Annotated in this window: 25 protein-coding genes; 11 read left to right on the top strand and 14 right to left on the bottom strand. The window is 36.9% G+C overall.

Going from position 1 to position 15,597, the window contains the following annotated elements:
- Positions 1-18: 18 nt before the first annotated feature.
- Positions 19-249, top strand: coding sequence for a hypothetical protein (locus AC0KUU_RS07455; RefSeq protein WP_043982849.1), 231 nt, complete (start codon positions 19-21; stop codon positions 247-249).
- A 12-nt stretch (positions 250-261) separates the two neighbouring features.
- Positions 262-495 carry a hypothetical protein gene (locus tag AC0KUU_RS07450; RefSeq protein WP_013057270.1) on the top strand — a complete coding sequence of 78 codons (234 nt, stop codon included), beginning with the start codon at positions 262-264 and terminating at the stop codon, positions 493-495.
- Between the two features lie 130 nt (positions 496-625).
- Here the strand turns inward: AC0KUU_RS07450 and AC0KUU_RS07445 are convergent, their stop codons facing one another.
- Positions 626-865, bottom strand: coding sequence for a hypothetical protein (locus AC0KUU_RS07445; RefSeq protein WP_013057271.1), 240 nt, complete (start codon positions 863-865; stop codon positions 626-628).
- 70 nt (positions 866-935) lie between these two features.
- On the opposite strand from AC0KUU_RS07445, the gene AC0KUU_RS07440 reads away from it, so the two are divergent.
- The 5 genes from AC0KUU_RS07440 to AC0KUU_RS07420 all read left to right on the top strand — a co-directional run bounded on the left by AC0KUU_RS07440 (position 936) and on the right by AC0KUU_RS07420 (position 3,778).
- Entirely contained in the window at positions 936-1,409 is a 474-nt protein-coding gene (locus AC0KUU_RS07440; RefSeq protein WP_043982850.1) for an Hsp20/alpha crystallin family protein, read from the top strand.
- A gap of 147 nt (positions 1,410-1,556) precedes the next feature.
- Positions 1,557-2,453, top strand: coding sequence for a hypothetical protein (locus AC0KUU_RS07435; protein ID WP_043982852.1), 897 nt, complete (start codon positions 1,557-1,559; stop codon positions 2,451-2,453).
- Between the two features lie 92 nt (positions 2,454-2,545).
- A complete protein-coding gene (locus AC0KUU_RS07430; RefSeq protein WP_013057274.1) occupies positions 2,546-2,677 on the top strand; it encodes a hypothetical protein in 132 nt (43 codons plus the stop codon).
- Positions 2,678-2,753: 76 nt separating this feature from the next.
- The gene (locus tag AC0KUU_RS07425; protein WP_016764331.1) at positions 2,754-3,308 is read left to right on the top strand and encodes a PadR family transcriptional regulator; all 555 of its coding nucleotides are present in this window, start codon (positions 2,754-2,756) and stop codon (positions 3,306-3,308) included.
- On the top strand, positions 3,305-3,778 hold the full coding sequence (locus AC0KUU_RS07420; RefSeq protein ID WP_043982854.1) for a DUF4188 domain-containing protein: 474 nt from the start codon (positions 3,305-3,307) through the stop codon (positions 3,776-3,778). The genes AC0KUU_RS07425 and AC0KUU_RS07420 overlap by 4 nt, the downstream gene beginning before the upstream one ends.
- A gap of 25 nt (positions 3,779-3,803) precedes the next feature.
- Here the strand turns inward: AC0KUU_RS07420 and AC0KUU_RS07415 are convergent, their stop codons facing one another.
- The 3 genes from AC0KUU_RS07415 to AC0KUU_RS07405 form a co-directional block, all read right to left on the bottom strand.
- Positions 3,804-4,499, bottom strand: coding sequence for an SAM-dependent methyltransferase (locus AC0KUU_RS07415; RefSeq protein ID WP_162214340.1), 696 nt, complete (start codon positions 4,497-4,499; stop codon positions 3,804-3,806).
- Between the two features lie 67 nt (positions 4,500-4,566).
- Positions 4,567-4,908, bottom strand: a complete 342-nt coding sequence (locus AC0KUU_RS07410) for a DUF3147 family protein (RefSeq protein ID WP_114895586.1) — start codon at positions 4,906-4,908, stop codon at positions 4,567-4,569.
- Complete coding sequence (locus AC0KUU_RS07405) at positions 4,901-5,308, bottom strand: MarR family winged helix-turn-helix transcriptional regulator (RefSeq protein WP_162214341.1); 408 nt, start codon at positions 5,306-5,308, stop codon at positions 4,901-4,903. Before AC0KUU_RS07405 ends, AC0KUU_RS07410 begins: the two co-directional genes overlap by 8 nt.
- A 171-nt stretch (positions 5,309-5,479) precedes the next feature.
- Here AC0KUU_RS07405 and pssA point away from each other — a divergent pair, with 171 nt between their 5' ends.
- The gene (gene pssA / locus AC0KUU_RS07400; protein ID WP_170959531.1) at positions 5,480-5,971 is read left to right on the top strand and encodes a CDP-diacylglycerol--serine O-phosphatidyltransferase; all 492 of its coding nucleotides are present in this window, start codon (positions 5,480-5,482) and stop codon (positions 5,969-5,971) included.
- 32 nt (positions 5,972-6,003) lie between these two features.
- Here the strand turns inward: pssA and AC0KUU_RS07395 are convergent, their stop codons facing one another.
- The gene (locus AC0KUU_RS07395) at positions 6,004-6,231 is read right to left on the bottom strand and encodes a hypothetical protein (RefSeq protein WP_016764339.1); all 228 of its coding nucleotides are present in this window, start codon (positions 6,229-6,231) and stop codon (positions 6,004-6,006) included.
- Positions 6,232-6,454: 223 nt separating this feature from the next.
- Between AC0KUU_RS07395 and AC0KUU_RS07390 the strand changes: the two genes are divergently transcribed.
- Both AC0KUU_RS07390 and AC0KUU_RS07385 read left to right on the top strand, forming a co-directional pair.
- Positions 6,455-7,213: a TrmB family transcriptional regulator gene (locus tag AC0KUU_RS07390; protein ID WP_013083389.1), complete on the top strand. Its 759-nt coding sequence runs from the start codon at positions 6,455-6,457 to the stop codon at positions 7,211-7,213.
- A 104-nt stretch (positions 7,214-7,317) separates the two neighbouring features.
- Positions 7,318-8,487 carry an MFS transporter gene (locus tag AC0KUU_RS07385; protein ID WP_043982860.1) on the top strand — a complete coding sequence of 390 codons (1,170 nt, stop codon included), beginning with the start codon at positions 7,318-7,320 and terminating at the stop codon, positions 8,485-8,487.
- A 45-nt stretch (positions 8,488-8,532) separates the two neighbouring features.
- Here the strand turns inward: AC0KUU_RS07385 and AC0KUU_RS07380 are convergent, their stop codons facing one another.
- The 6 genes from AC0KUU_RS07380 to AC0KUU_RS07355 form a co-directional block, all read right to left on the bottom strand.
- Entirely contained in the window at positions 8,533-9,003 is a 471-nt protein-coding gene (locus tag AC0KUU_RS07380; protein ID WP_322552092.1) for a 2-thiouracil desulfurase family protein, read from the bottom strand.
- An 83-nt stretch (positions 9,004-9,086) separates the two neighbouring features.
- Positions 9,087-9,527 (bottom strand): Asp23/Gls24 family envelope stress response protein, encoded by a 441-nt coding sequence (locus AC0KUU_RS07375; RefSeq protein ID WP_043982863.1) that lies wholly within the window; start codon positions 9,525-9,527, stop codon positions 9,087-9,089.
- A 27-nt stretch (positions 9,528-9,554) separates the two neighbouring features.
- Positions 9,555-9,764, bottom strand: a complete 210-nt coding sequence (locus AC0KUU_RS07370) for a DUF2273 domain-containing protein (protein ID WP_043982864.1) — start codon at positions 9,762-9,764, stop codon at positions 9,555-9,557.
- Between the two features lie 15 nt (positions 9,765-9,779).
- Entirely contained in the window at positions 9,780-10,322 is a 543-nt protein-coding gene (gene amaP / locus AC0KUU_RS07365; RefSeq protein ID WP_043982865.1) for an alkaline shock response membrane anchor protein AmaP, read from the bottom strand.
- 147 nt (positions 10,323-10,469) lie between these two features.
- Positions 10,470-11,300, bottom strand: a complete 831-nt coding sequence (locus tag AC0KUU_RS07360) for a YihY/virulence factor BrkB family protein (RefSeq protein WP_014459853.1) — start codon at positions 11,298-11,300, stop codon at positions 10,470-10,472.
- 282 nt (positions 11,301-11,582) lie between these two features.
- The gene (locus AC0KUU_RS07355; protein ID WP_043982866.1) at positions 11,583-11,945 is read right to left on the bottom strand and encodes a YidH family protein; all 363 of its coding nucleotides are present in this window, start codon (positions 11,943-11,945) and stop codon (positions 11,583-11,585) included.
- Between the two features lie 334 nt (positions 11,946-12,279).
- Between AC0KUU_RS07355 and AC0KUU_RS07350 the strand changes: the two genes are divergently transcribed.
- Positions 12,280-13,479: a multidrug efflux MFS transporter gene (locus AC0KUU_RS07350; protein ID WP_043983117.1), complete on the top strand. Its 1,200-nt coding sequence runs from the start codon at positions 12,280-12,282 to the stop codon at positions 13,477-13,479.
- 33 nt (positions 13,480-13,512) lie between these two features.
- Here the strand turns inward: AC0KUU_RS07350 and AC0KUU_RS07345 are convergent, their stop codons facing one another.
- The 3 genes from AC0KUU_RS07345 to AC0KUU_RS07335 form a co-directional block, all read right to left on the bottom strand.
- Positions 13,513-13,812: a TIGR04104 family putative zinc finger protein gene (locus AC0KUU_RS07345; protein ID WP_016764349.1), complete on the bottom strand. Its 300-nt coding sequence runs from the start codon at positions 13,810-13,812 to the stop codon at positions 13,513-13,515.
- 152 nt (positions 13,813-13,964) lie between these two features.
- A complete protein-coding gene (locus AC0KUU_RS07340; RefSeq protein WP_043982867.1) occupies positions 13,965-15,137 on the bottom strand; it encodes an MFS transporter in 1,173 nt (390 codons plus the stop codon).
- Positions 15,107-15,553 (bottom strand): MerR family transcriptional regulator, encoded by a 447-nt coding sequence (locus AC0KUU_RS07335; protein ID WP_043982869.1) that lies wholly within the window; start codon positions 15,551-15,553, stop codon positions 15,107-15,109. The genes AC0KUU_RS07340 and AC0KUU_RS07335 overlap by 31 nt, the downstream gene beginning before the upstream one ends.
- Positions 15,554-15,597: the final 44 nt, after the last annotated feature.

The raw sequence follows: 15,597 nt of genomic DNA, 5'->3' as shown, positions 1-15,597 counted from the left end.
GTTTGAAAGGAGAATAATATGCTATTCGACTCAACAAAAATCAACCTAGGAAAATTGAACGTTCGCAGTGCTGATCAAGCAAGCAGTATTTCTATTGGAAATACGTCAAAAGTTACAAGATATGTTACAGCAAAGAAAAATCAGGCCTTCGGACAGCAGCACGCTGATCAATGTTTTACAGCGGGATCTGCTTACAAAACTGTAGATAATGATTATGTAGATGCATTTGCAACAAAAAATGATAAATAAGGAGGAAACCATATGATTTTTTCGCCTATGGTCATTAACTTACAAGCCTTCAAAGTGAACGTTTTGGATAATTCATCTGTTTTAAGCATAGGACCTAATCAGCAGCTTGATGTGTTCGTATCTTATAAACGTAATCAAGGTCTGGGAGAATCAAACGGAGATTTTTCTCCGAACGTAACTCCGTTCTCATGGATTATAGACTCAGATGTAAATGATTCAAACTCAGTTAAAAATAGCGTAATTTAATTTTTTCATCTCCTCTACCTCTACTGCGCACAACTAGCAGCATATCTTCATCTATTCGTCTATTAGCATTCAATCGGAAGCCTAATAAATATAACCTGCATCTGAACTGGCTATATTTATTAGGCTTTTTCTATGAAATGGGCACTTTTTGAAAAGATGATGGGCTGTCAATTTGATCTCGATCATCGACACAGCTTCTCGTTCCTATAAAGCCGCTATCATCACCAAAATTTTGCCCAAATCCCTGTGTTTTTTTATCTGAATTATTCCAGTCTGCTAGTAAATTCTGTCCGATATTTACTGCAGACGCATTTTCAAAGGAATTTATCTTTAGCATTAAAATATTAATATTTATAGATGCACCTGCCATTTAAACCACCCCCTTTTCAAACTATATTCAAATTCCATCTTTTTATGATGTGTGGTAAGGAGGAAACCATATGGACTTTGATAAACTTATGCAGTGGATGGAATTTGCTAAAAAATATCAAACAAATGACTTTTGGAACGGTGTTTTTGATCAAACTGCTTTTAACGAATTTATGAAAGAAAATATGGATATGAATGCTCCTGATTCATATCAGGCACCTCAGGCTTCTAAAAGTACTTTTCCACCTGTTGACATTTACGTTACCCCACATGAAATCATTATTATCGCTGACTTGCCCGGCTATCTAAAAGAAAATTTGCACGTGTCTGTTTCAGGCAGCCGGCTTTTGTTAAAAGGCTCACCGCACCCTCTCATTACAGGACAGCCGGTTGTACAAGAACGACCTTCTGGAGACTTTAACCGAATTATTGAATTGCCAGAGCCTACGGATGCGCATCATCTGCGTGCGAAATTTGAAAATGGACTGCTTATTCTTTCTTATCACAGGCAGTTTTTCCAAGAAGAACGTATTCACATTGAATAAGGCTTAGTAGTTTTATGAATGAAATTCAATAGTTCACATAAGCATTTATAAACGCAAAGAATTTAACGTGAATTTCCAAACTAGACCAATATATATTTATCTAACTGTTATTACATCGGAAATAAGCCCAAGATGAGGAGAAGCGAAATGTCTATGAAAGGATTTTTCAACCCCAAACAGACTAACCAACAGCTTCATACTGAGCTAGCGGACTTCAAACATCAAATCAAGCGCATTAACACGCTTGAAGTTCACATGAACCGTTTTTTAAAACTCGAACCGCAAATTGGTTCTCTCATAATGCTCAAAAAAAAGCTGGAGGCTCAGCCCTCGCACTCCAATGATTCTTCACCTTCACAAAGAAGCACTCATAAAAATGCTGAACAAGCATATGCAAAAGATAAGAAAGAGATTGCTAACCAGCTTCAATTTTTAAAGGAAAAAGTAGCGCAATTGGAACAAGTGATCTCCATGCAACCCCCTCGCGATAAAAAGATAGACGCTGTACCTTATATGGATATAACTCGGTTAGTAGAACAATCTGTAGAAAAACAAATGGCTCCCTATATCGAAAAAATGACCGAACTAGATAACAGAGTTTCAGCATTAGAACGCAGCATGTCGCTTTTAACTGAAGTACAGGTGGACATGCTAAAACGAACGTCTTCCCTTCAAGAAGAAGTGAAATTGATTCACCAAAAAGGCACACTTTTAGAAAATGCTCCTCCGCCTATTCATATTGATAAATTTTTTCTTGATAAATACGAACAAAACAACAATATTGGCCAAGTGGGCATTAAAGAACTCGGCGGTACTTTAAATATCGGAGCTACATACGGAAGCGGAGCTATACCAAAGGATTTCACGGACCAAATCCAAAAAGACATGGAAGAGTTAAAAAACGCTAAATCAGATATTTCTTCTGGTAAAACGAAGCCTGCACAAGAGGAAAAAGAGAATTCTTCTTCCTCTTTCGAAAAAAAAGACACGTATACGGAAGTTCCTATTTTTGATGAAGATGATCCAAAGGAAGAGTCAGTCTAAAAAAGTCATAAAATTATATGTAGTTATGACTAGAATTTTTGCAAGCTATTCTTTACACTATAGGTAATAACTTCAAAAAAGGAGATATGCTGATGCCAAAGCTTTTATGGAGAATAGGTGCTGTCATGTTGCTAATGTGTGGAGGCTTTATCTTTTTATTTATTGCTGCTTCGCAAATGATGGTTCAGCAATACAAACCTTTTTTTAGACGCGAGAGTGCATAACTCTCGCGTTTTTTTATTGAATATTATCCTGTTTATGGTAATATATATATCAAAAAGATATAGGTGAGGAAAATAAATGAAGGAAAATCAAACAACATATGCAATTTTAGGACTGCTTACCACGGAATGCAGAACTGGTTATGAAATTAAGCAGTTAATGGATCGAAGTTTAAATCATTTTTGGAAAATCAGTTATGGCCAAATTTATCCCACTTTACAAAAGCTTGTGAATAATGAACTAGCAACGGTCAATTCCGTTGCTCAAACTGATAAACCAGATAAAAAAGAGTATGTAATAACAACTAAGGGAAAAGAAGTTCTGCAAGATTGGCTGCGTGAACCTATTAAGCAGCTCCCTTCCGAAAGAAATGAAATTTTGTTAAAACTCTTTTTTAGTAGTCAGCAAGAAAAGCAGCTCACAATTTCCCAGTTAAAAAACGCTCAGCAGAAACTAACTGAACGTTATCACATGTATTGCGGAATTGAAGACAGCATTTCTAACAGCCCTTCTCCCGACAGAACGTATTGGCTTATTACCCTAGACTACGGTAAACGAACAACGTGTGCTTCGATAGAATGGTGCAAAGATACGATTAATAAATTATATGATGAGGAGGCGCATAATTTATGATTCATTCCAATCGTATGATGGCTAAGCCCGGTCAGGAGTTGGTCGTCTTTGTTATAGGAATGCGCATTAATAAATGGACAGCCGTACACAAATGGTTCCCTGTATTTAAAGCAATGCCTCCTATGATTCGCGAGTTGTATACAAACAAAAACCTTGGCTTTTTATCTTTGCAAGGAACTTTTAATTTAAGAACCATCACGCTGATTCAATATTGGGAGTCAGTTGAGCAATTGACCTCCTATGCCAAAGGTCCTCAGCACTTAAAAGCTTGGAATTCTTTTTATAAACAGGCTTCAAAAACGAATGCAGTGGGCATTTATCATGAAACGTACGTCATTCCTGCAGGAAATTATGAATCAGTATACGTGAATATGCCTTCGTTCGGTTTAGCTAAAGCGCTTGGATCTGAAACCATAACGAAGCATACTCAAACTGCCAAAAAACGTTTGAATGTTAAAAAGCCGCTTTAACTAAAAGCGGCTTTCGTTATATTTGTTATACATATATTTTCAGCATTTGATTGGCACCTTTTTGAAATTCATACGGGACGTCTGCTATTTCTGTTCCTTTTACTAGAGGCGCAATCTCTTCTAACAGCTGCGGCAAATAGGTAGAAATCTTGCCGCTTAAATTCGTTAAAGGAAACAAACGTACTTCCTCTTTTGTAACGCGTATCAGTTCTTTTAAAGCCTCTAAATGAAACGTATAATCTAACCGGTCGCTGTACATAAATAAAAAGTTTGCACAAAGCGTTAAATCAAACTCCTTCTTTTGAAACGGCAAATTAGGAAGTGCTCCGTACTGATAGGCTTCGGGGTTCTTTTTCATATGAGCAATACAATCTTTTAGTGCTCTTTTTCGATGTTCAGTTAAATCATCAATAGACGAAAAATACTTCCACACATACTGTTCCTGTACGTGCTGCATTTGATTCATCGTATGAATTAAATCCAGGCTTCCTTTCTTTTCAAGCTCTTCTGCCGTAAATTTATAGGCAATATCACAGCTAGTAGCCTCCGTACCTTGCTGCATGGCATGAGCAGTGAAAGAACAGGCCCCGCTAGCACAATCTAACACTTTTTTTCCTTTTAAATACTTTTCATTCAAATTAAACATAGCTCTATACTCTTCAAACGTTCTGCCGATAAAAACAACTCGGTCAATTCCTAACTTTTTCTCTGCTAAACTCAACTCTACTCAGCTCCTATCTTTCACTTAGACTTTTATTTTACAGAAAATTGGATTAAATTCCAATAGTTTATGTAGTAATTAGTTTAACCACTATCTTTTGAAGGCCTAAAAACAGGCCCCAACACATAACTCCTATGGATAAACTCATAAACAAATGAAGAGAGTTTTTTAAGCAAATATAGACGACAGCAAGTAGTAAAATAGTGCCTGGCAGTCCATAAAGAACGCCAAGTGTAAACTGACTGACCACTTCCTTTTTTTCTCCTTGCACTGATAACCATATAATACTTAGTAAGCTCACAATTGGAAGGGCAGCCACAATTCCACCGTATGTCGGAAATCTTTTGGCCATTTCTGTTACCCCTGCAATAATAAGAGCCGACATTAAAATTTTGATGATACTATACATGTTTTGCACGTTCGCTCAATAACTGAAAACCCTGTTGAATCAGCTGTTTTTCAGATGTTGTCATTTCACGTAAAATAGCTGATACTTTTTCTTCATCCAAGCTTGAATTCCGTTTTAATAGGTCTTTTCCTGCTTCTGTTAAATGCAGAATTACTTTTCTTTCATCATGGATATCTCTATTTTTATATACATACCCTTTATCAATATTTCTCTTTACGTGTTCAGATGCCGTATTATGCGAAACGTGTAAATAATCCGCAATTTCTTTTATTCCAACCGAAGCTGATTTATCTATATGCTGTAAAAGACGTATTGTTTGGTGTGTAATTTTCTCTTGATGCGTATAGTGCAAATGATAATAAATAGACGTCCAATAGCTGTTTAACTCCTCTACTTTCATGATCATACTCCTTTATATCGTATTTTTAGTTATTATCGTATTATACGATATATATTACAGGAACGACAGCCAGGTTTCAATACTACCTTCTTTTTTATCTAACACCTCACATAATAATCCGATTTAACAGTTACACTAATCGTACACACAGTGAAAGGCGGTTGTATGACATTGATTCTTCGACTGTTAAAATGGGTTCCGAATCTCTTTACGATTGGAAATTTGCTAAGCGGCGTATTTTCCATAGCTTTTAATATGAATAGCTACGAACGCTTAGCTGCTCTTTTTATTTTTCTAGCCGCTTTTTTCGATTTATTTGACGGCAAAATTGCGAGAAAGCTGAAAGTTAACAGTGAGTTTGGTGTAGAGCTAGATTCTTTGGCTGATATTATAAGCTTTGGCGTAGCGCCTGCAATGCTATTTCATACTCTTTCTCCCCACTCTTGGCTAACCGTACTCGCTTTTATGATTTATCCAAGCATGGGCGCATTAAGATTAGCTAAATTTAGTGCAAATCCAACCATAGGTTATTTTATAGGGCTTCCTATTCCTTTTCCCGCTCTAATTATCGCCCTGCTTGGCATGTTTTATTACGTAAACCCTTACCTTATGATTATTTTAGCTATTTTGATGGTTAGCCCTATTCGAGTGATGAAAATTTAGATGCAATAAAAGACAGACAAAATGCCTGTCTTTTATAGTGCTGTCCATTCTTCGCACAGCATTTTATGCTTGAATTTCAGCTCATGTTCTCTTTTTTCAAGCTGAGCTTGTAAAGAGAGCCACTCGCTATTATCAGGTGCTGAGCATAATTTTTCTTCAAGGGACAGTAAGGAATCCAGTACGTCTTCAAGCTGAGCAGCTACTTCTCTTTGCTGTTTTATGTTCATTTTTTTCAACAGTAGTTTTTCATTTTTCTTCATTTTTTTCACCTCTTTCTTTTCTTTACCCAATGTTGAGTGTTTTAGTATAGAAAGTATATGGTTAAAAATATTTCTACTGTAATAAAGATTCTTTAATAGCTTATTTTATTTTTAATGGTTATTTAGAACATAGTTTAATAAGATTATTACATCTGATACAATTAGTAATACTTTTACAAACCGTGATATACTTAAAAAAAGAAAGGATGATGAATAGAAAATTATGCTGCAAAAATTTGGTTTTTCTCAGTATGAAAGTCAAGTATATGAAGCGCTGCTTGCGAATGATGGCCCGCTGGATGCTAGTTCGATTGTTACGTATTCGCATGTTCCAAAAGCAAAAATTTATGAAGTGCTTAATCGTTTAATTGATAAAGGTATTGTAGTAAATACATTGTCCGGGAAAAAGAAACTTTACTCAGCGGTAGCCCTTCAAACCGTCATTCAAAAACTTACTGCTGATTTTGAAAATGATATTAATGAATTAAAAACATATAAAATTAAAAAAACGTTTACAGATGATCATGTTTGGAGTTTAAAAGATAAATCCTCTATTTCTGCTCACATTGAACAATTGATTGACGAAGCGGAATCTTCTATTATTTTATCCGCATGGAATGATGAGTTAGAACATTACCGCTCATTGCTAGAAGAAAAAGAGAAACAAGGCGTAAACGTCGAGGTCTTAACCATAGGAAACTTGCAGACTGCCCTCAAACATTTACATACATTAAATCCAATAGATGATCATAAAAACCTTGAGCCGTCGCAGTTGATTATTGTTGACGATGCTTATCTTTTATTTGCCGGCATTGAACATGAGACATGGAAAGCAATAAAAACCATGTCGCAGCCGCTTGTAAAAGTTTTTGCTGATTTCTTTTATCATGACGTCGCACTTACCCATATTACAAAGAAATATCAAGAGCAGCTTCTTCAAGATTCTGAGATCATGGAGCTGCTTACTCGACTGCGATATTAAAAAGGTTACTAATTCATTAGTAACCTTTTTAATATTACCTATTGAAATCCTTTCTAAAAAAGGTTACTATTCTAGTTGTAACTTTTTAAAGAGGGGGTTTTTTGATGAATAAAAAAGTTTACATACTTGCGATTGCTTCCTTTGTTGTTGGAACGGTCGAATTAATTCTAGGAGGCATCTTAGACTTAATTGCCGATGCATTTCATGTATCATTAGCAAAAGCAGGTTATTTAATCTCTATTTATTCGTTTGTTTATGCCTTGTCTGCGCCGATTTTACTAAATGTGACGGCTAAGATAGAGCGTAAAAAAGTTTATATGTGGACATTATTTATTTTCTTATTGAGCAATGTATTTTCAGCCTACAGTTCGGGCTATTATATGCTACTGATTGGACGTATTCTTGCTGCTGCGAGCGGTTCTTTTATCATTGTATTATCTACCACAATGGCTTCTAGAATGGTAAAACCTGAATACCAAGGCAGAGCAATTGGCATCGTATTTATGGGAATCAGCGGCTCACTTGTTTTAGGCATTCCTCTTGGTATTTTGATTGGAAATGCGCTTGGCTGGCGTGAAGTATTTGTTATGATTGCAATTTTGACTGCCATTATTATGATTACCGTTTGGTTTACAATGGAGCGTCTAGCTCCTGCTCCAATTGTACCGTTAAAAACTCAGGTAAAAGCTTTACGCAATAAAAAGATGCTCGCTATTCACCTAGCAACATTATTTGTACTTGCGGGCCATTTAACGCTTTATGCGTACTTCACACCATTTTTACAAGAAACGCTAGGATTAAATACAACGATGGTGACCATTATTTATGGTATTTTTGGTCTTGCTGCCGTGGCAGGAGGAGGACTTGGAGGAGCTGTTTCTGATAAATGGAACCCTTCTTCATCTGTTATCACCATGATTGCTCTCTTTTTTGTTAGCATGATTGCTATGCCTTTTGGCGTTCATTTACCATTTATTGTGTTCTTGCTTCTTATGATCATTTGGAGTGCGCTCAGCTGGGCGGTTTCACCAGCTCAAAGCAATTTAATTATCCATAGTGCACGCGACACGTCGGACATTTTAATCAGCACTAATGCAGCGATTTCACACGTAGGAATTGCGATCGGCTCCTATGTTGGAGGAATTGTCGTTAATCAATACTCTGTTATTTATAACGGCTGGGTCGGGTCTATTTTTGTTTTGCTTGGTCTTTTCTGCTCTCTTTATGCGGTAACACGAACAGAAAGCACAGCAGATACGCTTCACAGTAAATAAGCTTTTATAAAAGAAGCGTACACATATAGTGTACGCTTTTTTTGATTATGATGGGTCTCCATGCATTTCAGCTGTAAATTGAGATTCGGACATGACGATAAAACCATGCTTTCTTAGCAATGCAGTCGTTACCCCTTCACCTGCTATTTTAACGTTTGAAAATGCCCCGTTATATATATGTTCACTTCCACATGAAGGGCTGTTTTCTTTTAGTACAATAACAGTAGCTTTTATTTCTTTTGCGATGCTCAGTGCCTTATAGGCCCCGTCTATGTATATGTCTGTCACGTCTTTTCCCCATCGTTCAATAACTCGCGCATTTCCGTTTATTACGTCTATCCCCGTTCCTTTTATAATTTCTGCCGGTTCTCTAGGCGTGTGAAATCCACCTAACAGTTCCGGGCACATCATCACCGCTTCTTTATTTTCAACGAGCGCTTCAATTTCCTCAACTAAGGCACTGCTTCCATTATATCTGCAAGCTTGACCTGCTAGGCAGGAACTAACCAAAATCATAGAATTCTCCCTCCCATAAAAAAACACTTCTCATTCATCATACAAAGAATATATGATGAATGGAAGTGTTTACCTCTTATATTTTATTCAAGATCACTCTTTGACTCCTGCTCTTTGTCTCGATCCGTTTTCGCTTCAAATTCAGAGCGAGTCATTACGTCCTCTACATGCATATTTACTTCTACTACCTCTAATCCCGTCATATCATGAACTGATTTTTTCACATTATTAACAGTTTCAGAGAAAATGGCTGGAACATTTTTTCCGTATTCGACAATTACTTTTAAATCAAGGGCAACTCGCTTTTCTCCTACTTCAGCGTTAATCCCTTTTGTGATATCTTCAGTGCTGCGGAAGCGATCTGTTAACCCGCTCATAAATCCGCCGCTCATTGATAAAATTCCTTTAATTTCATTAGCTGCAATTCCAGCAATTTTTTTAATGACTTGATCTTCAAATGTTAATGTATTTTGATGTGTATTTTCCTGAGATTTTACTGCTGTATTTGTTTCATTAACTGCCATAATTAACATCTCCCTTAAAGTGATTTTCTATCTTCCTTTAATAAAGAATCCTACCCAAGCATTTATATCTAAATGACCGTCTCGCCACTTCCCAATTACATAACCAATTCCCATAAAAGCTACAATTAGCAGCGTGGGACCAAAACCAATTGTTAATAGCAAAATTGCCAACACTAAACCTGCCAGAATACCAAGTACTCGGCCACGGTACGCAATCAATTTATCTGGAGTACTCATTATGTCCCTCCTTCATCACACAACACGCTCTTTCTTTCGTGTTTGTGTATCTGTTAAGTCAATACGGACGGAGTGAACGGGAAGCTCCAGTAAGGCCTCCACGGCGCGTTTTGTTTCAAGCTGCATTTCTTTTCCTAGTGTTGGTAGTCCATCTCGTCCAAACAACGAACAGTTGATATACAGACTAACTTTTTCTTTGCGAGAATGAATAGATGCCTGGACTTCAGGAGAGCGTATTCCCTGAAAGCTTCTAATTGCTCGTAAAGCTGTAGATTCGATCGTTGCTTTAGAAATTGTTATTTTGCCTTCACCAGTTACAATTGCTAAATTCTTTTTAGGCGGTCTGCTAAATATGCCTGTTAAAAGAAAAATAATAAAAATAACTGCTAAAAATGCGCTTATTGATAAAATTGTGTAGTAAAACCACTCCTGATGCCGCCACTTTTTTAACCAGTTTGAAAGGTGAGGAACCCTATAAACCATCAGTGCTAACATACCGGAACAAATCAGTCCTGCAATTCCAATAATTGCGATTAAAAACCGATTAAAATTATTCAATTTTCCACCTCATCTCAACGTGAACTCCTACTGCTTTTTTGTTGTGTGTAAAGGGAAGGAAACGAGATATTCAATAGTTACCTGCAATATTTTTTTGATAAACTTTCTAACTGTAAAACTGAATATAAAAAAAACGACTAGGTTTCCCTAGTCATTTTCCGCGTCTCTATACGTTGTCTTGTGAGCTTTGATGAACTTATTACCATTTATTAAACCGCCAATTAATAAAATAGCGGCCGTTAAATAAAACCAGACCATTAAAATGATAATACTTCCAAGCTGACCATAGATTTGCGAGTAGCTTCCAAACTGGACATAGTATCCAAATCCGGTAGATACAACTTGCCATCCTAGCGTGGAGAAAACAGCTCCTGGAAGTACATCTTTCCACGTTACTCTTGCGCTTGGCATCAGTTTGTAAAAAAGAATAAAAAAGCCTAATAAAAATAATGTCCCAATTCCCCATCTAATTGTCGTCCAGCTTTGAAACCATATGTCAGGAACATGGACTTTTGTTAGTACCAGATGTCGAATGACCTCTTCAATAATTGGTACAAATAATGAAATAGCTACCACAACCATAAAACCAAAAGTTAAAATTAAATCATTGATTAAACCGCGCAAAAACGTTTGTTTTCTTTGAATATGATACGCGTCATTTAACGAGCGAACCAAAGATTGTATAGCCATAGATGCGAGCCAAAAAGTCGCCAATAAACTAAAAGATAAAACCTTTTTCCCGCTATTGTTAACTGTTTCAATTGACCGTTCAATTACGTCATAGGCGCTTTTAGGCGTAAATGGTTCAATAAATACCAGCAAATTATTTGTATCAATTGGAAAGAAACTCAGCAGAGAAAAAAGAAAGATAATAAACGGTACAAAAGATAACAAAAAATAGTAGGCTGTTTGAGCAGCCTGATCAAAGAAACGCTCCGTAAAAAAACGAGCGGCAACGGTCTTAGATGTTTGAATCATAACAGCGTTCTCCTTTACTTTCGCTTCACTCTGTAGTGAAATTCATATTCAATTTTTATGTTCAACATGTATTGGATAAGTTTCGGCTTATAAAGCTTTCCTTTTCCATTATCCACGGTTGACAAAGAATTTAACCTGTAAAATTATACAGCCGGTTCATAAAGAAGATATTATTATAATTACATCTGCCATTACCACCATATTAATAGATCTTCTTTTCCTTTCATAAAACCATAAATTCTTTGGGACTGCTTTCCCTTTTTTCTTACTTCTTAAACTTTTTTACGCTATGTTAAAAAAGTAAAACATAAGAGCACCGATCAGCATCAGCATAATCATTAAAACAAAAATAACCAAAGCGTGAGAAGATTGATACGTTTGGCTGTTAATTTTTTTGCGGGTTGAAAAATAATGATAGGTTGAGAAGAGAAGCAAACCTGCACTTGCAGCTAAAGAAAAGATAATAACAGCAATAATAAGAGTATCGGCTGCTTCACTTAATGTTTTTCCGGAATTGAAATGTAGGCCGCCTGCAACAAAGCCAATGCCGAGTGTGGCAATAGACGTTCGAATCCACGCTAAATACGTTCGTTCATTTGCCAAATGCTGCTGAATATAAATGGATTCATTTTCTTTTTTAGTCATTTACATACCACCGTCTTTTTATATGTCTTCTATTATAAATAAATGCTCAAACGAAAATAAATTGAGGACGCTTCACGCCACATTATACCCGAAAAGAACGAATTATTACCATCTTCAAGCGGCTAAAAAACCCTAACGTAAAACTGTACCCCTTTCTATTTTCACTTCACGTTAATAGTTCACTAAGTGAATCATTTTATTTTTAAATATTTCTGATATATGGTATAATTTAAACTGATAAAAAGATGCTGCATGTATGCTAAAAGAGCAGGCCGTATGGTTTCGCTCTTTTGTTGTTTTCACGCCATGCGGCACAACGAAAGAAGGAAATAGAATGGAATTATGGAAACGAAACTTGTACATTTGCTGGTTCGGTTCTTTTTGCACCACAGCCGGGATGAGTTTAGTTATTCCGTTTTTACCGCTTTATATTGAAAAGCTGGGAGTTCACGATACAAGCTCCATCAGCAGATGGGCTGGTATTGCCTTTGGATCTACCTTTTTAATGGCGGCTATTGTTTCTCCTTTATGGGGGAGCTTAGCCGATAAATATGGGCGAAAGCTTATGCTCCTTCGCGCAAGCTTGGGTATGGCAGTTGTTATGACTTCCATTGGTTTTGTGCAAAATGTCTATCAGCTTGTCGGACTGCGCTTTTTAATGGGGGCCGTTTCCGGCTTCATCTCTGCAGCCATTACGTTAGTAGCGACTCAAACACCTAAAGAGCACAGCGGTAAAGCATTAGGCACGTTGTCTACAGGGGCTGTATCAGGATCTTTATTAGGACCGCTAGTAGGCGGCTACTTAGGAGATACAATCGGGCTACGCCACGTCTTTTTCGTGACGGGTGCATTTATGTTTTTGTCTTTTTTAATTGTAAATTTAATTCAAGAAGACAAAAAAGAGACGGCGAAAACAACGAAAGAATCTAACATTGGGTTACTGTCTCTTAAAAATTCAAAGGCCGTGATTGGTGTATTTGTTACAACTTTTTTACTGCAGCTTGCAGTTATGGCTATTCAGCCAATCGTTACACTGTATGTAAAACAACTGTCTACTCATACCGATCACCTTGCCCTTATTTCAGGCTTTGTCGTAGCGGCAACAGGAATTTCAAATATTTTAGCTGCATCAAAACTTGGCAAAGTCAGCGATCGCGTGGGTCCTCAAAATGTGCTTCAAATATGCCTGCTTATCGTAGCGGTGATTTGCGGCTTACAGGCCTTTGTGCATAGTACTTGGCAGCTATTCTTACTTCGTTTTTTACTCGGTTTTGCAATGGGAGGATTATTACCTTCTATTAATTCTTATTTAAAGAAAATTGTACCGGACTCGATTACAGGCAAAATGTTTGGCTATAATCAAACAGCGCAATATTTTGGGAATTTAGCTGGTCCAGTCATTGGCGGACAAATTGCCGGAGCTAAAGGAATTCCTTACGTATTCTTAACAACCAGTGTTCTTCTACTATTGAATGCTGGGTGGGTGTATTATCAGCGCCATCACGGAGAACAGCTAGACGGTAAAGCCGCATAAAAAAACCTTCCGTTTTAACGGAAGGTTTTTCTATTACCACAAGGGTTCTTCTTCGCTGCTTACTTCATAAGAAAGTGGCATCATAACAACCGCTGCTATGAAGAAAATAAGCTCCGCGACAACAATGGATGGAAAGGAAAAGTCAAATAGTGAGAGAATAAGCCAAATAATAAGGGGTGCAAATGAGTAGATTGATAATCGCTTTTGGGATTTTGCAGAGATATACTGTTGTTTGTCACAGTGTGGGCATTCTAAAACGTTTCTAAATGTTAACAGTTGTTTAAAGGTTGTCCTCCAGTTCCATTTATGATTACAATTTTGACAGGTGGCCATGGGCATCACGCTCCTAAAAAGATTTATGTACATATAAAGTATACGTACAAGTTGGTATAGAGTTTCATTTTTATGATTAAAAACGTTTTTACTATTATAACATAAAACAAAATAAAAGGCTTTTCACAAGAAAAAGCCTTTTATTTCAACGTTTATTTAGATACAGCTTCATTCGTTTGAGAAGTTGTTTTTACTTTTATAACCATAATAACAAAAGCTAGCAACCCAAGAATCGCCGCTACGAGAAAAGGAGCTTGAGGCGCTACGGCATTGCCGATAACTCCTGACAATAAAGGAGCAAACGCTGCGCCTAACCATCTTAAGAAATTATATCCTCCAGATGTAATTCCTCGTTCATAAGGAGATACTTCCATTACATGACTCGTAAATAATGCATTATTAAGTCCTGATACAAGACCTGCTGCCATGATTAAGACAATGCGCAACCATGTTGCATCAAAGGCAAATAAACAAATTAAAATAAGTGAAAAAACAATTAAGCTAACATGTAACACTTGTTTTGGCTGATATCTTTTCTCTAACTGATGTGCTAAAACCGCTGAGCCATAAGCTAAACATAATCCCCATCCAAAGAAAACAAAGCCAATTTGAAGAGCTCCGATCGATAGAATAAGCGGCGTATAAGCTAACACTGTAAAAAACCCGTAGTAATAAAGCATGCCTGATACAGCGCCTTGAGTAAATGGTTTTAATTTATAAAGTTTTACCATGTCTTTAAAACCCGCTGCTTTACGAGGCTTAGTGCTTGCAGGCTGTTTAACAATCGTTAATACTAAAATAAAGGCGATAAAAATTAAAGCACTTGTACCGAAAAACGGCAATCTCCAAGAAGCATTTCCTAACACGCCTCCTACAAGCGGTCCTCCGGCCATTCCCAAACCAATCGCAGCTTCATATAATCCTACTGCTTTTTTCACTTCACCTGATAATGCAATAAGCAGCGTCATAGCTGTTGCAAAGAAAAACGAATTACCAAGTCCCCATCCTGCTCGGAAAATAGAAAGCTGAGGAATATTGTTAGAAAACCCGCATAGTGCTGCAAAAATCGTCACAATGATAAGTCCTGTTACCATCAAACGCTTGTCTCCTACACGTGATGCTAAGATGCCTGCTGGAATCATCATAATCGCCATCATTAACAAATAGGAAGTAAATAACATTTCTACTTGCCAATGAGAAGCTCCAATTTGTTTAGCAATCTCCGGTAAAATCGGATCTACTACCCCGATTCCCATAAATGCTAAAAAAGTAGCTACTACCGTAATAATTTGACCTAATCGGTTATTTGAATGCTGTCCTTCCACTCTTTCATCTCTCCTTTTGTTTTTGTTTTTTCATGTATTTCCATAGCAGATTCTCGCATTTCTTTTAATTCTGTTTTAAATGCCTGCATTTTAACCACTTTAAATTCAATCATCTTGATTTGATTTTCCAGTAAATTTTCTATTTTAGTTATCTCTTTCGCTGATAATCCTTGCTGCTGACTTCTTTCTTCAATCATTCTTTTGAGCGACATAAACTGCTGCAGCTCCTGTAAAGAAAAACCAAGAACTTCTTTTGCTTCTGCTACTTTTCTTAGTTCTTTTACCTCTTCTTCGGAATAAATCCGTGCATTTCCTTTTGTACGCTGCGGGGGCAAAATGAGTCCAATCTCTTCATAATACCGAAGAGCACGCTTGGTCAAACCGGTCATTTTCGTCACGTCATCGATTAAATACATGCTTTCCCCTTCACCTCCCTTTAACATTAACGTTAACGTCAACT

This window comes from Priestia sp. ST2, from assembly GCF_055810735.1.
The sequence above is the reverse complement of the archived record's forward strand: the minus strand, read 5'-3'. Positions and strand labels throughout refer to the sequence as shown.

Bases quoted from the DNA above. Each gene is read 5' to 3' on its own strand.
- AC0KUU_RS07455 (WP_043982849.1), top strand. From the start codon at position 19: ATGCTATTCGACTCAACAAAAATCAACCTAGGAAAATTGAACGTTCGC.
- AC0KUU_RS07450 (WP_013057270.1), top strand. From the start codon at position 262: ATGATTTTTTCGCCTATGGTCATTAACTTACAAGCCTTCAAAGTGAAC.
- AC0KUU_RS07445 (WP_013057271.1), bottom strand. From the start codon at position 865: ATGGCAGGTGCATCTATAAATATTAATATTTTAATGCTAAAGATAAAT.
- AC0KUU_RS07440 (WP_043982850.1), top strand. From the start codon at position 936: ATGGACTTTGATAAACTTATGCAGTGGATGGAATTTGCTAAAAAATAT.
- AC0KUU_RS07435 (WP_043982852.1), top strand. From the start codon at position 1,557: ATGTCTATGAAAGGATTTTTCAACCCCAAACAGACTAACCAACAGCTT.
- AC0KUU_RS07430 (WP_013057274.1), top strand. From the start codon at position 2,546: ATGCCAAAGCTTTTATGGAGAATAGGTGCTGTCATGTTGCTAATGTGT.
- AC0KUU_RS07425 (WP_016764331.1), top strand. From the start codon at position 2,754: ATGAAGGAAAATCAAACAACATATGCAATTTTAGGACTGCTTACCACG.
- AC0KUU_RS07420 (WP_043982854.1), top strand. From the start codon at position 3,305: ATGATTCATTCCAATCGTATGATGGCTAAGCCCGGTCAGGAGTTGGTC.
- AC0KUU_RS07410 (WP_114895586.1), bottom strand. From the start codon at position 4,908: ATGTATAGTATCATCAAAATTTTAATGTCGGCTCTTATTATTGCAGGG.
- AC0KUU_RS07405 (WP_162214341.1), bottom strand. From the start codon at position 5,308: ATGAAAGTAGAGGAGTTAAACAGCTATTGGACGTCTATTTATTATCAT.
- AC0KUU_RS07395 (WP_016764339.1), bottom strand. From the start codon at position 6,231: ATGAAGAAAAATGAAAAACTACTGTTGAAAAAAATGAACATAAAACAG.
- AC0KUU_RS07390 (WP_013083389.1), top strand. From the start codon at position 6,455: ATGCTGCAAAAATTTGGTTTTTCTCAGTATGAAAGTCAAGTATATGAA.
- AC0KUU_RS07385 (WP_043982860.1), top strand. From the start codon at position 7,318: ATGAATAAAAAAGTTTACATACTTGCGATTGCTTCCTTTGTTGTTGGA.
- AC0KUU_RS07380 (WP_322552092.1), bottom strand. From the start codon at position 9,003: ATGATTTTGGTTAGTTCCTGCCTAGCAGGTCAAGCTTGCAGATATAAT.
- AC0KUU_RS07375 (WP_043982863.1), bottom strand. From the start codon at position 9,527: ATGGCAGTTAATGAAACAAATACAGCAGTAAAATCTCAGGAAAATACA.
- AC0KUU_RS07370 (WP_043982864.1), bottom strand. From the start codon at position 9,764: ATGAGTACTCCAGATAAATTGATTGCGTACCGTGGCCGAGTACTTGGT.
- AC0KUU_RS07360 (WP_014459853.1), bottom strand. From the start codon at position 11,300: ATGATTCAAACATCTAAGACCGTTGCCGCTCGTTTTTTTACGGAGCGT.
- AC0KUU_RS07355 (WP_043982866.1), bottom strand. From the start codon at position 11,945: ATGACTAAAAAAGAAAATGAATCCATTTATATTCAGCAGCATTTGGCA.
- AC0KUU_RS07350 (WP_043983117.1), top strand. From the start codon at position 12,280: ATGGAATTATGGAAACGAAACTTGTACATTTGCTGGTTCGGTTCTTTT.
- AC0KUU_RS07345 (WP_016764349.1), bottom strand. From the start codon at position 13,812: ATGGCCACCTGTCAAAATTGTAATCATAAATGGAACTGGAGGACAACC.
- AC0KUU_RS07335 (WP_043982869.1), bottom strand. From the start codon at position 15,553: ATGTATTTAATCGATGACGTGACGAAAATGACCGGTTTGACCAAGCGT.